Annotated in this window: 12 protein-coding genes and 3 pseudogenes; 3 read left to right on the top strand and 12 right to left on the bottom strand. The window is 40.2% G+C overall.

Features of this window, described 5'->3' with window-relative positions; translation table 11 throughout:
* Nucleotides 1–126 precede the first annotated feature (126 nt).
* Nucleotides 127–1153, top strand: a pseudogene (locus JCM19043_RS02535) (LacI family DNA-binding transcriptional regulator).
* A gap of 72 nt (nt 1154–1225) precedes the next feature.
* On the opposite strand, the gene JCM19043_RS17235 reads toward JCM19043_RS02535, so the two are convergent.
* From JCM19043_RS17235 to serC, 4 genes are all read right to left on the bottom strand, one after another.
* Entirely contained in the window at nt 1226–2467 is a 1242-nt protein-coding gene (locus tag JCM19043_RS17235) for a lipocalin-like domain-containing protein (protein ID WP_231631368.1), read from the bottom strand.
* Nucleotides 2458–3129, bottom strand: a complete 672-nt coding sequence (locus tag JCM19043_RS17230) for a family 43 glycosylhydrolase (protein ID WP_231631367.1) — start codon at nt 3127–3129, stop codon at nt 2458–2460. The genes JCM19043_RS17235 and JCM19043_RS17230 overlap by 10 nt, the downstream gene beginning before the upstream one ends.
* A gap of 32 nt (nt 3130–3161) precedes the next feature.
* Nucleotides 3162–3779, bottom strand: coding sequence for a hypothetical protein (locus tag JCM19043_RS17225; RefSeq protein ID WP_231631366.1), 618 nt, complete (start codon nt 3777–3779; stop codon nt 3162–3164).
* A 206-nt stretch (nt 3780–3985) separates the two neighbouring features.
* Nucleotides 3986–5077 carry a 3-phosphoserine/phosphohydroxythreonine transaminase gene (serC, locus tag JCM19043_RS02525; RefSeq protein ID WP_062319711.1) on the bottom strand — a complete coding sequence of 364 codons (1092 nt, stop codon included), beginning with the start codon at nt 5075–5077 and terminating at the stop codon, nt 3986–3988.
* A 273-nt stretch (nt 5078–5350) separates the two neighbouring features.
* Here serC and JCM19043_RS02520 point away from each other — a divergent pair, with 273 nt between their 5' ends.
* Nucleotides 5351–6079 (top strand): HAD family hydrolase, encoded by a 729-nt coding sequence (locus tag JCM19043_RS02520; RefSeq protein ID WP_062319709.1) that lies wholly within the window; start codon nt 5351–5353, stop codon nt 6077–6079.
* A gap of 181 nt (nt 6080–6260) precedes the next feature.
* On the opposite strand, the gene JCM19043_RS02515 is transcribed toward JCM19043_RS02520, so the two are convergent.
* The 3 genes from JCM19043_RS02515 to JCM19043_RS17215 all read right to left on the bottom strand — a co-directional run bounded on the left by JCM19043_RS02515 (nt 6261) and on the right by JCM19043_RS17215 (nt 9518).
* Complete coding sequence (locus JCM19043_RS02515; protein WP_062319707.1) at nt 6261–6782, bottom strand: GNAT family N-acetyltransferase; 522 nt, start codon at nt 6780–6782, stop codon at nt 6261–6263.
* A gap of 241 nt (nt 6783–7023) precedes the next feature.
* Complete coding sequence (locus JCM19043_RS17220; protein WP_231631375.1) at nt 7024–7614, bottom strand: glycoside hydrolase family 2 protein; 591 nt, start codon at nt 7612–7614, stop codon at nt 7024–7026.
* Between the two features lie 701 nt (nt 7615–8315).
* Nucleotides 8316–9518, bottom strand: coding sequence for a hypothetical protein (locus JCM19043_RS17215; RefSeq protein ID WP_062319703.1), 1203 nt, complete (start codon nt 9516–9518; stop codon nt 8316–8318).
* 162 nt (nt 9519–9680) lie between these two features.
* Here JCM19043_RS17215 and JCM19043_RS02500 point away from each other — a divergent pair.
* A pseudogene (locus JCM19043_RS02500) lies at nt 9681–11908 on the top strand (alpha-galactosidase).
* A 186-nt stretch (nt 11909–12094) separates the two neighbouring features.
* On the opposite strand, the pseudogene JCM19043_RS02495 reads toward JCM19043_RS02500, so the two are convergent.
* The 5 genes and pseudogenes from JCM19043_RS02495 to JCM19043_RS02475 all read right to left on the bottom strand — a co-directional run bounded on the left by JCM19043_RS02495 (nt 12095) and on the right by JCM19043_RS02475 (nt 17053).
* A pseudogene (locus JCM19043_RS02495) lies at nt 12095–13046 on the bottom strand (acetylxylan esterase).
* A 9-nt stretch (nt 13047–13055) separates the two neighbouring features.
* Nucleotides 13056–13985 (bottom strand): hypothetical protein, encoded by a 930-nt coding sequence (locus JCM19043_RS02490; protein WP_062319796.1) that lies wholly within the window; start codon nt 13983–13985, stop codon nt 13056–13058.
* 16 nt (nt 13986–14001) lie between these two features.
* On the bottom strand, nt 14002–14814 hold the full coding sequence (locus tag JCM19043_RS02485; protein WP_062319702.1) for an SPASM domain-containing protein: 813 nt from the start codon (nt 14812–14814) through the stop codon (nt 14002–14004).
* Between the two features lie 98 nt (nt 14815–14912).
* On the bottom strand, nt 14913–15257 hold the full coding sequence (locus JCM19043_RS02480) for a radical SAM protein (RefSeq protein ID WP_062319699.1): 345 nt from the start codon (nt 15255–15257) through the stop codon (nt 14913–14915).
* A 71-nt stretch (nt 15258–15328) separates the two neighbouring features.
* Entirely contained in the window at nt 15329–17053 is a 1725-nt protein-coding gene (locus tag JCM19043_RS02475) for an arylsulfatase (protein WP_062319697.1), read from the bottom strand.
* Nucleotides 17054–17085 lie beyond the last annotated feature (32 nt).

Here is a 17085-nt window from a genome sequence, read left to right as displayed (position 1 = left end):
TTTTTCATCAACCGTTTGCATGCGTGATTTCACAGATGTTTTCTGTGAAATTTATTTTCCATAAAAAAGGAAACGGATACATCCGTAACCATTTATAACATGAATTTTTTAAGGAGGCACAAACCTATGGCGGTAACCATTAAAGATGTTGCCAAAAAGGCAGGGGTGGCGCCGTCTACGGTCTCACGCGTGATCGCAGATAGCCCGCGCATCAGTACTGAGACAAAAAAACGCGTGAGAAAAGCCATGAAAGAATTAGGCTATCATCCGAACGTTAACGCACGAAACCTAGCGGTCCGTTCATCAAAGGCCATCGGCGTTATTATGCCTTCATCGGCAGAAACAGCTCTTCAAAACCCGTTCTTCCCTGAAGTTTTACGTGGGGTTGGTACCGTTGCCCATGACACGGAGTATTCTTTATACGTTTCAACAGGGGGAAATGACCAACAGCTGTATGAAGAAGTGAAACGTATGGTCTACGGCCACCGTGTTGACGGCATTATTTTGCTTTATTCACGGATGAACGATGCGATTATGGACTTCTTAGTAGAAGAAAAGTTCCCTTTTGTTGTTGTTGGTAAACCTTACGAAAATGAAGCCAGTATTACTTATGTCGATAACGATAACGTGAGCGCAAGTAAAGAATTAACGAAACACTTAATTGATTTTGGCCATCACGATATTGCCTTTATCGGGGGGGACGACAGATCTTGTCGTGACGTCCGACCGATTTGAGGGCTATAAACAAGCGTTAATTGAATCAGGTATCAAGGTGAGAGAAGACTACGTTATTAATGATGAATTCAACCGATCTAGCGGTAAAAAAGCCGTTGAGAAGTTGTTAAAGTTAAAAAAACCACCAACAGCCATGGTGATTACGGATGATATGATGAGTCTTGGTGTGATTAATATGTTAGAAGAGTTTGGACTCGATTGTCCTGATGACGTTTCCATCACAAGTTTCAACAACTTGTATTTATCAGAAATTACTAGACCACCCCTCACCACCGTTGATATTCAAATTTATAAACTGGGCATCCAAGGCGCCAAATGTTTAATTGAACAACTACAAACAAAAGATGAGCCAGCTAAACGGGTGATTGTTCCTTATGCGATTAAGTACCGTTCATCTACTAAACGTTTTGAACCTTAAATAGCTTTTAATCATAGACAAACCCAGCGATATTTTATCGCTGGGTTTGTCTATTTCATTTAATGTAGTCTCTCATTCAGACAGCGCTTGAACCTCTGCTTCAGATAATGCTCCAGCAAATATTTTTACCTCATCAATTAAACCGTTAAATGGCGTATCCCAGTGGTTAACACCAAGCGCAAAATAGCTCGAGGCATCAAAGTAGTGCGGTAAGCCTTCGCCACTAAAAACTTGTTCATCATTGATGTAAAACTGTAAACGACCATTATCTACAACAACAACCAAATGACTCCACGCGTTTTCTTCGATTCGCTCACTTGCTGAACCATCAAACCACGACGTACTACCTGACCAAACCATTGTCTGTTCTGTATGCCCATATGGAACGACACTAAGCCATTCATCTGGACTTTTCGCACCGAAGAACACTGTTGTATGTTGGGTGAACGTCATCGGCTTAACGAAAAGACTGACGGTGTAGCTTGATGTATCAAGTAGACCTTCTGCGAATCTTAATCCACTACTTCCGTCAAGCAACACAGCTTCACCATCCACACCAGCTTCAAATGTTACCCCTTGCCCTTCGGTATCAATCTTTTCCCCCGTTGGTGTTAACTCGGGATGTTGCCCTGTTTCATCTGAGAGATTACCGTCAAAAGCATAGTGACTAATAAGAGCAGCCTCTCTTTGACCAACAACGGTCAGTTGAAACACTTCCTCCTTGGTTGTATCCCCTTTTGTTACTGTTACAGTAAGGTCGACGTCCACATCTTCTCCAGCTTGAGGCGTCACTTTACCGTCTGAAGTTAAAACAGCTTCATTACTGGAAACGTACGTAATGGTTGTCTCACCAGCCTCACTCGTTTTTAAGTCAAGATCGGCTGTCACCTCTCTTGGAATAGCTAAACCACTAAGAACATCATCGACTATTTCTGCTTCCGTTCGCGTTTCTTCAATGGTTTGGACGCCCCACACAGAGACACCTTGGTCTGAGAGAGCGGTGAAGCTTAACACCCCTTGTTTATTCAACTCATCCCACACTTCAACAAATACACCTTCATAGGTGATATCATTAATGGTAAGAGTAGCATAATACCCCTCTTGTTTCCATGTACCTTCAGTCGCCCCACTTATTGTCCCATCGTCATTGAGGGTAATTTTAACACTCTCTTTCACATCGCTTGAACCATCTTTGCCATGATTAATAAATTTATAAGTGCCCGTAATATCACTTGTCGTTAAGTCATCCGTCAACGTTTCACCCGCATAACGTTTTGGTGCGACGACGCCCCAACCGTCTTTGTTCATAAACATCTGATGAACGCGCACTTGGAAGCTTTCTCCCTGATTCGGGAAACGCGTATGGAAAACGAGGAATTGTTGATTCGTATCTGGTCCGTGTACACCGAATTATGTCCCGGCGACATATAGCCTTGTCCTGGTCCAAAGCCTGGTTCGTGATCATCGCGTAAAAATAAAAAGTTCCCCATTAATCTATTTCCAAACTGTGTATTTGATTGATTCGGCGGTAACACTGCCGGTTGTCCTGCCGCATCAACATAAGGACCCGTCGGATTTTCTGATCTGAATTGACGCATATGGTAACCACCATCTGCCCCCAACCAACCATAAGTGACATGTAGGTAATAGTAACCTGTTGCTTCATTATACTCAACATAAGGGCCTTCACCTGACTCAAAATGCCCCCCAGAAATTTTCGTCCCAAAATATCGATCAATCATTCGACCATCTTCTGTTAGACTATCTTCTTTCGGATAAATCACTTCACCTGTTTCCTTATCTAATTCAAGTAAATAAATGCCCCCTGACCAAGACCCGTAGACCATGTAGAGCTTACCTTCGGTATCATAAAAAAGGTTCGCATCAATCGCATTTGGGTAATGACGGTTGTTGAAACTACCATCCGCGTTAAACCACGCATCATTCACTTCACTTACTTTTCCTTCTTCAATCAACTCATCGATATGCGTGTTTTCCCATTGTTTATTTACCTCACTCTTATCATCATACTTTCAGTTGCCGTGAATCCTGAATAGACAAGCGTATCAACATACTCATAAGGCCCTTCAATATCTTTTGATACCGCAAAACCAATCGCCGATCGAATATATGTTGAAGAGGCACTGTAATGCATCATATAGGCCCCCTTTGTACCATCTTCATTCAGATAATGTTCATTCCAAAAGATATCTGGTGCCCACACCGCAAAACCACCAGAAGAATCTGCATCATCTTCACCAGCCCATCGGAATGATTCTTTTAAGTTCTCAGATAAATCACCATATAAGACATTGTCAGGTGTCGTATACCCATTTGTGAACCGTTCCCAACTTAATAAGTCCTGTGACTTGGCCGCTTCAATATGGGTACCAAAAACGTAATACTGATCGTCTACTTTAATAATCGACGGATCATGTACGGACACATCTTGATATGTCGGTTCTGTTAATGTCGATGTAAATAGCGGCGCGTCACTTATACCTTCTTCATCCACACCACTATTTACTTCTTCTGTACCTTCATCTTGGTTGACACTTTGGTATATGATAACAGTTGTGATGACAACCAATGCCACCACAATACCTAACCATCCTTTTTTACTCATCACGCCACTCCCTCTCATAAACTTGTACTTACATTTTATAAAGCGTTTTCATTTTTGTCAATGTTTAAACGTACAAGTTTATGAAATAACCTTCAACTTTATCCAATAGATAGCTGTTCACCTACAGATACAAAAAAAGCAATAGAAAAAGATGATCAACTCGACCTGAGCTGATCATCTTTTCCCTTTCTTTATATGACTACCTGTTATTGATTGTTTTGATCAAAATCTTTAATAAAATCAACAAGTGCTTGTACACCTTCCATTGGCATGGCGTTATAGATACTTGCCCGCATGCCGCCAACAGAACGGTGACCTTTTAATGTCACAAGTCCGCGCTCTCCAGCTTCTTTAATGAATTTCGCTTCAAGTTCTGCATCACCTGTTTTAGAGATAAACGGGACGTTCATCCAAGAGCGGTCGCGATCTTTAATTGTTGCTTCAAATAACACAGAGTTATCAATCGTTTCATATAGAAGATTTGCCTTTTTCTCATTTAACTCAGCCATCTTAGCTAATCCACCGATATCATCTTTGATCCAATCAAAGACAAGTTTCGCCATGTAGATTGGGAATGTTGGTGGTGTATTATAGACAGAGTTTGCTTTTTGATGTACGGCATAATCTAACATCGTTGGCACATTCTCAGGCGCACGACCAATCAGGTCGTTGCGTGCAATAACAACAGTCATACCCGCTGGACCAATATTTTTCTGCGCACCAGCGTAAATTAAACCGTAATCTGTCACATCAATCAATTCTGATAGAATATTTGATGACATATCGGCAACAATCGGAATATCACCTGTATCAGGTAATTCATAGAAACACGTACCTTCGATTGTATTATTCGTTGTAATATGAACATAATCCGCTTCAGGATCAATCATGTCACGAGTGACTTTCGGAATATGAGAAAGGTCCGCGCCGTGTGAATTAGCAATCACACGCGGTGTACCATATTTCTTCGCTTCTTCATAGGCTTTTTGTGACCATGTACCGGTAATAACATAGTCGGCTTTCTTGTTTTTAATCATCAAGTTCATTGGCACCATCGCAAATTGCGTTGACGCTCCCCCTTGAAGGAACAAGACAGTATAATTATCAGGAATATTCATTAACTCACGTAATGTTTTTTCTGCATCTTGGATAATATCCATAAATAATTTGGAACGGTGACTCATTTCCATTACTGACATGCCAGAGCCTTTATAATTGGATAACTCTGCCTCTGCTTTTTTTAGTACACTTTTCGGTAATGTCGATGGTCCTGCTGAAAAGTTATAAACTGGATTCATAAATTTAACCACACCTATTCTTTTAGTTTTTTTACCATCTTTCTTTATTTAAAATAAGGTCCCCCTTATTTCTCCACGTGACATAAAACGAAGCTCAGTTTTTATGCGAGTCTACTCGACCCATTATATCAAAAATCCCTCTCTCATTCAAGTGAATATTCTCAAAATTAGCACAATTGAAAGCTATGAAACTTTTTCACGTACCCTTTTTATGTTAGAATAGATAAAGATAAAATGCAAATAACCGACACAGAGAAGAAAGAGGCGACCACGATGACACAACAGGTAACGACCGTCATTTTCGATGTTGACGACACGTTATATGATCAACACTTCCCTTTTAAACAAGCATTACTTGATAGCTTCACTTACCCACTTAAAGAAGCAGATATTGAATCGTTGTATCTATTAAGCCGAAAATATAGCGATGATGTATTTGAAGAAGAACAAAGAGGAGAAATCACGACAGAAGACTTGCAAGTTTACCGCATCACTGCGTCAATGAGAGACTTAGGCTATGAGATTTCAAAACAAGAGGCCCTTTTGTTTCAAGATACTTACATCGCCTACCAAAATAAAATCACGCTCATACCCGAAGTAAGAGCGTTACTTGATTATTTAGCAGCGAAAGACGTAACATTGGCTATTCTTACAAATGGGAATGCCAATCACCAACAGATGAAAATCAACCAACTCGGCATGAATCAGTGGGTGAAGCCGACTCACCAATTCATTTCAGGCGCACTGCCATTTCAAAAACCAGATAAACGGGTATTTGACCATATCGTCAATACACTGAACCTGAATAAAGACACCACTTTTTATGTTGGGGATGCTTATGTAAATGATGTGTTAGGGGCTAAGGGCGCTGGACTTTCGGTCGTTTGGTTCAATCATCGTCTCCGCGAACCTGAAGGAGAGATACGACCAGATTATACAGCCACAACTGCTAAAGACTTATTAGCATTCTTTAAAAGTCAACTTGGCAGTAAGGACCGATGACTCACCATTACTTCTACTTTAATAGACGTGTAACTACTCTTTAACACACCGAAACTTCCATAAAAACACCGTTAATCAAAATGAAACATCTTTGATTTAACGGTGTTTTTTATCGAGCATGAGTCGCTATGACGTCATCCTTTCTCTCAAATGTCCATGGGTATTTTAAGTTCAACTTAGTCTAGTGATCAGTTGACAACAGACTCATTAAATGCAAATCTAAAAACTCACCATTGAAAATCCTAGACTCTCGCATAACACCCTCTTCTACAAACCCTGCCTTTTGATACATCTTGTATGCGCCTTGATTATTACTAAGCACATAAAGCGATAACCGGTGAAAACCCCGTTCTTGAAAAACGTAACGTTTCATCTCTTCCATAAGAAGACGTCCGTACCCTTTACCACGACTGGATTTACGGATAAAGATACGATTTAAAAAGGCTGATTGATTCACCTCATCAATCTCCGCCACTTGAATATGACCAATCTTTTCTCCGGTTTGTTCTTCAATTACTGTATATAACTCGACCGGTAACGCTTGTTGTTTTGCCTTTTCAACATACACCGCTAGCTGTGCTTTTGTGACCGGGAGTGTAAATGTACGTCCCATAAAACTAAACAAATCCTTCTCTGTTGCCTCTTGTTGCCAATCAATAAACGCCTGATAATCAGTCTCATCAAACACTTTTAATCCAATCATCTCGCTCGCTCCTTTATATCTGTTTCATTTTTCACTTCTATTAGTGTAGCATAATTTATTCACACATTATCAACCACATGCCTTAACATGGCGCCATGGCATTTCAAGTAGGAAAAGACTTAACCGAAGCATCAAATGTAGATATTCAGTCCATATTGAAACAATTGATTTCAACAAGAATACAAAAAAGTGATGAGCAACCATATAGGCATAATCATCACTTTTTTCGTATCGTTTTATATTATTTTACAAATGAACACATACCCTTAGCCCATACATCCACTCCTTGATGTAAACCACCTGGATAAAAGACAACGTCTTTTTCTTCACCAGGTAATAAGTCAAAAAAGTTCTCAGAAAAATGTCCTTCGACAGAAGCTTCTAAACAAACGGCTTTTTGAAATACCTCTGATGTTACCCGGTAAACATAAGGTGAAACTTGTTCCACCTCGATTGGCGCAAGTGTTATAGCTAAGTCTTTGGCACTGACGAAATAGTAGCGATTGCTGATGACTTCTTTTATTTCGTTTGACTTAAACTCAACAAGGAAGACAACGTCAGATAGCGTCATACCTTTAAGTAAGGTTGCCTTTTTGTATACGGTAAGCGCTGTGCTTGTCTGTTGATGTAACGTGACGGTTGTCACATCTTCCAAAAGCATTTCACCTGCGAGCGACTGAAGCGAGACGACAAGCTCACCCTTTAATGCTTGTTGGTCATTCACACCATGAACGATCACATCATCTTCCGTTTCACCTGCCACCAACAATTGTGGTTTAAAACTTTCTTTTACTTGATAATGGCTAGCTTTATAGCGGCCATAGTAATCCATACTTGACCATGAAGCTACAGGCCAACAGTCATTGAGTTGCCAGTAGAGCGTACCCATACAGTAAGGCATCGCCTTTCGGTGCGCTTCAATCGCTTGTTTCATCGCTTCTTGTTGGAGCACTTGACTCATATATAAGAAGCTTTCAAAATCTTTTGGTTCTGGTAAAACTTCTTTCATATACGTCTCAATCAAATGATTGCCGTCTCCGTTCTTTTGGTGATGCAACATCGGAATCGAATCAATCCGGTAATCTTTTTCGGTCATAAACGTATCTACGGTACGTTTTTCAGGGAAAGACTGAAAACCATATTCGCTCATAAAGCGCCCAACATTTTCACCATATGCATGAAACGGCTGTTTCCCATGCCACACGTCCCAGTAATGCACATCTCCCGCTTCTTTAACTCCGAGCGCGTGGCGTGAAGCATCATTTACTTCATAAGCGAGCGGGGAACTCGACCAATAATCAACATCTGTTCGTTCAGCAACGACGTTTTTCAATACATCATGGAAGATTATTTGATAATCTGCCCATATCTTTTCTCTTAACTCATGACTAAACGGTTTTTTCCAACCCCAGCCACCCTCTTCTTCGTAATGCGCCCACGCCGCATCCATCTCATTATTCCCGCACCACAGTGCAATGGACGGGTGATGTCTGAGACGGGTGACTTGATCAATCGCTTCTTGTTTCACGTTCGCTAGAAACGCGTCATCACCTGGATACATACTACAAGCAAACATAAAGTCTTGCCAGACAAGAATACCTTTTTCATCACATAACTCATAAAAGATATCCCTTTCGTAAATACCCCGCCCCATACACGTAACATATTCATACCAGTAAATAACGCTGCCTGAATTTCCTTTTGATAGCGCTCATCTGTAACTTCACTAACAAAACTATCATTTGGAATATGGTTCGCACCTTTAATAAACAAGCGCTCGCCATTAAGTTCAAGATAAAAGGTTTGACCATTCGCATCATCTTCTGTCACGAGTCTTACTTTTCTGAGACCTGTTTTCATTTGTTTATGCGCGATTAAATTTTTCTCATTGCGCACAGTTAAAGTGAACGTGTACAAATACGGTTCACCTAAGTCATGCGTATACCACCTTTTCGGTTGCTTAATTGAAACAGGTAAATGAACGGTTTGAGTTCCTTTTGTTAAGTTAAAAGTCTCTTCATACCGGAACGACTCCGCGTGTAAACTAAGGGTGTAAAGGCCGGCTTTTTCAACTACCATTGTTACTTCTGCTTGGCCTGTTGCTATATCTTTTTCAACGGTATCCATTTGAAGATAGAGATCACGAACATCCAATGCCTCATAGACAGTCAGTTCGACTGGTTTATATATACCTGAGGTGACAAACCTTGGACCCCAGTCCCAACCATAGTGAAACGGCGCTTTTCGGGCAAAGACACTCAGTTTTTTATCTCCTAACCCACCCATCTCACTGTCATCATTCGCAGCCGGCAACTGATACCCAAGTGCTTCAAGCTTCGGTAAATCTGTCTTAATTGGTGATTGGAAGATAATCATCAGTGTATTCTTTCCTACCGTGACGTATTCATTCAGTTCAAGCTGATACACCCGGAACATGTTGGCCGTTTTTTTAACGAGGACACCGTTTACATAAATATCTGCATATGTGTCCAAACCATGAAAAGTAAAGGTCATGATTTTCTCTAACCTATCATCGGAGACATCAAAAGTCGTTTCATAGCACCAATCGACTTGATCTATCCACTGCAAAGCCTTTTCATTATCTTCATAAAATGGATCGTCAATCAAACCATTCTTTAGTAAATCAGTATGAACACAACCCGGCACAAAGGCTCGGTGCCACTGTTCTTTGCCATACTGTTTAAAATGCCAATCTGATACTATCATCTTTTCCATCGTTTCACTCCTCTGATTCCATCTTTTATTATTAGCTAAACAAAGTTAAATTATATGAATAATATATCGATAAATAACACTAGCAAACACCGATTGACTATGTTAAAATATTTTATAAAGTAACTTATCGATAACTTTAAAATAACTTTATGAGGTGATTATATGACAATTCACGTGAATGATGCAACTCTTTCGTTTCATTTAACCAATAATGATGTTAGCTATATTTTTAGGGTGCTTGAGAAAAGCGCGCAACTCGAACATCTTTATTACGGCGAAGCGGTACATCACCGCTCAGATTTCAGCCATTTAATTGAACGCGAGGTTCGCCCATCAACGAACCGTTTCACAGGTGACCATACATCATCATTTGAACATATCAAACAAGAATACCCCAGTTACGGAACAACGGACTTCCGTTATCCCGCTTTTACGATTGAACAACCGAACGGGTCATACATCACCGATTTTCGTTATGATAGTTATAGAATCATAAAAGGCAAGCCCACCCTATCAGGTCTTCCACATACCTACGTCGAAAGAGAGGATGAAGCAGAGACACTGATCATTACGTTAGTTGATGACGTGATTGATGTGACGTTAGAACTGTCATATACGATTTATACTGACCGTGCGGTGATCACGCGTCACAGTCATTTCATCAACAACAGCATCGCCACCTATACACTCTCTGAGGCACAGTCGTTGAGCATAGACTTTCCGGATGACAATTTTGAGATGGTTCAATTAAATGGCGCCTGGGCACGAGAGGCACACGTGGGTGTTTCTCCTCTTAAAAAAGGTGTGCAGTCCGTTTCAAGTAATCGCGGGGCATCTGGACATGTCCATAATCCATTTATCGCTTTAAAACGTCCACACACGACGGAACAAACCGGGGAAGTGTATGGATTTAGCCTTGTCTATAGTGGCAACTTTAGAGCACAAGTAGAAGTGGATACATACGACGTGAGTCGTGTCTCACTGGGGATTAATCCGTTTCACTTCGCTTGGCAACTCACCCCTGGTGATAGCTTCACAACGCCTGAGGCCGTGATGGTTTATTCACAAGCAGGTTTATCAGGTATGAGTCAAACATTCCACGACCTTTATCGAAAGCGTCTAGCGCGCGGTTATTGGCGTGATAAAACACGTCCTATCTTAATTAACAACTGGGAAGCGACTTACTTTGATTTTGACGAAGACAAATTTTAACGATTGCGAAATCAGCCAAAGACTTAGGGATTGAACTGTTCGTTTTAGATGACGGTTGGTTCGGTAAACGTAATGATGACGCCACTTCGCTTGGTGATTGGTTTGTCGACCACGATAAGCTACCGAATGGCATTAGTGCCTTATCAAAGAAAGTCACTGAGCTTGGAATGCGTTTTGGTTTATGGTTTGAACCTGAAATGATTTCTCATGGAACTAAGTTATATGAAGATCATCCTGACTGGCTACTAGAAGCTCCAGACCGTTCACCATCACACGGACGAAACCAATACGTCCTAGATTTTTCTCGTGACGAGGTCATTGAACATATTTATCAATTAATGACAGCGGTTATTGACGATAGCGAGATCAGTTATATTAAGTGGGATATGAACCGGAACATCACGGAAGCCTATTCACGCACATTACAACCGCAGGCACAAGGCGAAGCCTTTCACCGGTACATTCTCGGGGTATATAAATTATACGAAAAGCTGACCACTCGATATCCTGAGATTTTATTCGAATCATGCGCCGGTGGTGGTGGTCGCTTTGATCCAGGCTTACTTTATTACGCACCCCAAACATGGACGAGCGATGATACCGATGCGGTAGAACGACTGAAAATCCAGTACGGGACATCAATGGTGTACCCATTATCTGCGATTGGTTCACACGTGTCACAAATTCCTAACCATCAAGTCGGAAGAAGCACACCGCTTCAAACACGAGCGGAGGTAGCCTATTTCGGCACGTTTGGTTATGAGTTAGATGTCACGGAATTAACAGCCGCCGAAAAAGAGACTGTGAAAAAACAAGTCACTTTCTTTAAACTCTATCGCGAACTTATCAGTCATGGGACGTTCCACCGACTGCTTAGTCCGTTTGAATCAAATGAAACGGCTTGGATGGTCGTCAGTCATGACCAGTCAGAGGCGTTAGTTGGGTACTATAAAGTACTCGCTAAACCAAACGAAGGCTATAAGCGGATTAAGTTAACCGGTCTTGATAAAGACTGCTTGTATCACGTGGCACCGTTAAATAAAGAATACTACGGATCAGAACTGATGGCTTATGGCATTATTCTTGCGGATGACTTCACCGACCGCGCCAATGAGTATTGGGGCCGCGAACACCCTGGTGACTATCAATCACACATTTTTACACTAACAAAAAAATAGCTTATTCCCTTTTAACATACATGACCGGTAACCCCACCGGTCAAAAGAATTTAAACTTCAACAGAAAGAGGCAGACATCAATCGGATGGCTGCCTCTTTCACTTTGTTCATTATTTGTTTAATTATGGTTCACCCTAATCATACCACACGTCATATGTCAATTCTTTTTATAAACAGCTCTTTACATTAAAGGGCTTTAAAGAACTGAAATGCTTCATCGGCGTGATGCGGGATAAACTCATGACCATGTTCCGGATATAAGTGATGCGTCTTTTTCGTTTGCAAGTGGTTAAAGACCGCAAACTGTGTCGATGGCGGACAAATATTGTCTCGCATCCCCGTTACCATAATGACCTCACTCTCGATCCGCGGCGCTAAGTGATGTAAGTCAATATATCCTAATTTTAAAAAGGTCTCGTCTTCAAATTGGTGCATCGGATCAACATTTCTAAAGTAAAACGAAAGCTCCTCATAAGCGGAGTTTGTGACATCCATCTCCCACGCACGTTTATAGTCACTTAAAAATGGATACACACTGTATGTTTTCTTAATCTCCGGCACAAGACTTGCGACCGCGAGCGCCAAGCACCGCCCTGACTTTGTCCGTAGGACCCTATTCGATTTGAATCAACATCTTCCATCGACTGCACGATTTTAACAAGATGGGTTGTATCTAAAAATACCGATCGATAGTAAAGGTTTTTCGGATTTTTATCTTTTAACCCGCGGATAATATGTCCACGTACCGTCGGTCCAATCGTGACGATCGAGTCTTCACTTAAACCACCTTGACCACGACAGTCCATCGCAAAAACATGGATGCCTTCTTTCGCATAAGCAACCTTGTCAAGCCAGTCCCCACTATCTACGCCGTAACCATGAAACATGACAACAGCTTGCCCGGTTGGTTGATGCGGTTTAGCCCATTTCGCATGAACTTTCACGCCACCTATCCCGGTAAAAGTTAAATGATAGAGTGTCACACCTTCAACTTGAAAGTCCGCCTCTACTACTTCGTAATCAAGTGATAACGCCTCAAGTTCTGCCAAAGATTGTGACCAGTATTGATCAAAATCCGTCGCTTCGGATTCTTGCCTTGATAATGTTTTAGCTGTTCTATTGGTAAATCAAGATGCATATCGTTTCCTCATTTCTTATTGTAATAGTCAAAAATCACACGTTCAGCCGGTTTCCCGTAGACGCCATAACCATCATGTTTTTTGGCTTCATCTAGCGTGTGTAGTAATGTATTCCAGTCCCAAAGACCAAACCCCATCACAAAGTCACGCTTTCCGGCCGTCAAAAACATATCTTCATAAAAGCATGCTTGTTCTTCAAGGTTAACGTCACCTACATGGCCCCAGTCATTCGGAATCTGACTTGAACCCGTTCGACTTGGGCAGCCTGCTTCTGCGAAAAAGAACGGTTTATCGTACGCTTTCACAACCTTCTCAATGCGGTCGAGTTCTTGTTCCCACTCACCTGTCGGGTAATAACCACTTGACGAGATCACATCAACCGCATCCCAAAAACGAACCTGACCCTCTTGATATTTATCCGTGTTATAGCTAACAAGGCCATGATAAACATCCTTTACGTCACGAATGAGCGCACGCCACTCTTCTGCTCGTCTTTCTGTTTGGACCATTTCACAACCCACAATCAACATCTCACAACCTGTTTGTTCAGCAATGTTGGCATAATGTTTCTGATACGCCATGTAAGACTTGAACCAATCGGACCATTTTGGTTCACACGGAACATCCAAATCAAAGAAGTTAATATGCGCACGCCACGTACCATCTTTACAGTTTACGGTTGGCTTTAAGATGACCCTTAATTCTAGAGTTTTTGCATAATCAATCATGCCGATGAGCTCTTGATCACTGACCATATGTTCACCCCAGTAATCTACTTCCGTCGTATGTGCCGTCTCTTGTAGGGCGCTGATTGCTATAATAACGGTATCACTCGCCGTGCGCTCTTGCATTAGACGTAAACTTACTTTTGCTTCTTCTTTTAAAAAGTCGCCCCGCCTACTATCCCAACCAAATGTAAATCCTTTAATAAATTTCATACTAGTCATTCCCATTCTATTTTAGTCCTATCTTTTCTGTCTCACTAGCTACCATATTCATACAACACTTTTTATATTTTTTACCACTTCCACATATGCATTGATCATTTCTATTTGGAAGATTATTGCCCCGTGCTAAATAGTCTTTCCACCACACTATTTTTATATTTTCCGCCACAACTCTCATACGTTGATCTGCGTAGTTATAAACCTGTTTATAACTCTCACAAAAGTAATCCTTTGGCTTATCCATTGACGAACCTATCACACGATTTCTCGGACAACCACCGTTACATAATCCTTTGTATTCACACGATTGACACGCATCCGAAAGCGCTGGTTTTAATTGCTGAAATTTCTTATAGTGATCATGTTGAATAATATCAGTGAAACAATCTTCAAGCATATTTCCCATCCTGTATTCTTCATCTATATAGAAATCACATGGATAGACATCTCCATTCGGTTCTATTAATAAATTTAGTGGGCATTTATCCAATTGGATACAGACAGTTGGTTGTCGATTCAAATAAAAAGCCAACATATTTTCAAAAAAACGTATAGACGTATTTGGATGTCCCTCATTAAACCAATGATCAAAAAGATCACAAAGAAAATCCCCGTATTGTTTTGGTGTTATTTCATAGACTCCTGGTTGACTCGCATCATGTGAACTAAAGTCCATGCAAGGTAAAAATTGGATAAAATCAAAGGATTGCTCTTCAAAAAACATCATTAAATCATCAACTCTGTCAACATTCTCTTGATTGACAACGGTTAATACATTAAATGCTACTCCCTCTTCTCTCAAATAATTTATACCCTTCATAACACGGTTATAACTTCCTCTACCAACTGCATCTACCTTCGCTTATCATTTATTTCTTCTGTACCATCTAGACTCACGCCAACAATAACCCCATATTTTTAAAATATAGCCCATCGCTTTGTGATTAATGTTCCATTTGTCTGCAGGGCATTTGTGAAAGTTATTCCTTGTTTAGAATATTTTTTCTGACAAGCCATTACTCGCTCAAAGAAGTCCAATCCAGCAAGTAACGGTTCCCCACCTTGCCAAACAAAATTAATAATGTTGTAACCTTCTGATATCGTTTTTTTAATAATGACATCTACTAAATCCACATCAATTGTACCTAAATCTTTCACAAGGCCCCCACACCTGCTATAGTAACAATAATCACACGCTAGATTGCAAGCTTCTTCTACCGTTTTTACCATCAGCCCTATTGATTTATTTATATCACCAAACATCTATATCACTCTCCCCCCTTTTATATATAATTAGCTTACCTATTATTTACTAAATAATAGGTAAGCCTTTCTTAATTTCTATTGACTTTCTCTATAACAATACCATCTGCAGGATAACCAAATTGGATTGCTTCACCCTCACCTTCTGATGTGCTTTTTAATGAAATAGTAAGATACGTTTTACCTTTTGGTAATTTCACAACGCCTAACTCCGTTTGTTCGTTCAATCGAAGTGTTTCTTCAACTTTTTGTTCGCCTATTTGCACATTAATTATAGTGTTTGGCTTTATAACCTTACCTTTAAATGACAGCTTATAATAATCATCCGCTAGGATGTCTACATTTATAATTTGGGCATCGCCTGCACTGGTCCAATTATACGTAAAATGACTAGATGCTTTTACTTGCCCCTCTAAATGTACGGGCGCATATGTTGGAATCAATGTACTGTCTTCATCTTTATAGCCAATATAAAACGTTGCGATTTGGTGCGATCTACCCGAGTGAATTAAATCGACATACCATTCTTTTAGGGCAGCTTTTAACTCCTCGGTTTTTTGAGGATAGTCTAAAGACAAATCTCTCGTTTCTTGAAGATCTTCTTCTATATCAAACAATTCATAAGCATCTAGACCTGTCTTAACCAGTTTATATTTCCCTTCTCTGACAGAAATATTTTCTCTTTGTTGTTCAAATGTCAGTTTTTCACTAGCGGGCATAACTTCCCACTCTTCATTTCTACCTTCCCACCAAGTTTCATGCGTACCATTAAATAGAAATCTATTAGGGACATCGGAATCACCTTCTAAAGTCGGTATTAAACTTAGTCCATCGATACTTAATGACTCGTTCAACATATTTGAATTTGTCATATCTAAAATCGTTGGGAATATATCCATACAACTAGCAAAGTCAGTTATTAAGCGCGGTTTGAACTTCTTAGGGTAATGAATAAAGCAAGGTACTCGCGAACCATTTTCCCATATAGTCCCTTTATTTCCTCTCATATTTGGTGGGTTTCTTAAATCCATTTCAGCTTGAGTCAAACTACCATTTATAGAACAGTCGCCAATTGGACCGTTGTCACTCATATAAATAATTAGTGTGTTATCCATTATATTCTTTTCTTCTAATTTGTTAAAAAGTCTACCAACGTTTTGATCAATTTGTTCAACCATTCCATATATTGTTGATAAACCTTTCGATAAACCTTTCGCCTGATATTTATCTACATACGAATCAGGCGCTTCCCAAGGTTCGTGAGGACCTAAATAGGGTAAGTACAAGAAAAAAGGTTGTTCACTATTGTCATCAATAAAATCAATAGCTAAATCAGTTAAAACATCCGTTGTCCACCCCTTAGTCTCAACCATATGACCGTTATAATCCATTCTACAATTATAATGTTGATATAAGGTAGCAACCCATGCCTCGTCAAAGCCACGATTGTAGGGTAAATAAGCATTCGTTTTACCAGAATGCCATTTTCCCATCATAGCAGTCTTATATCCATTGTCTTTTAAAACCTCTGGTAGCATTACTTCATCAATATTTACAAAATCTCTACCACCATGAACATGAGAAACACCTGTTTTTAAGAAGTTTCTTCCTGTTAACAGAGAAGCTCGGGTTGGAGCACAAACAGGCGAGGCATGGAAATTATGAAATCTTACACTATTTTCTCCTAAACGGTCTAACGTAGGTGTTTCAATATGCTCGTTATCATGTATGCCAATATCTCCGTAGCCTTGATCATCCGTTAATATTAAAATAACATTCGGTTTTTTATTTTCCATTTTTACACCTCTTATATTGATGATATCAATTT

Origin of the sequence: Halolactibacillus sp. JCM 19043 (assembly GCF_001310395.1) — a bacterium.
Taxonomy (GTDB): domain Bacteria; phylum Bacillota; class Bacilli; order Bacillales; family Amphibacillaceae; genus Halolactibacillus; species Halolactibacillus miurensis.
Note: the sequence above shows the minus strand (reverse complement) of the source record. Positions and strands in the feature narration are given on the sequence as shown.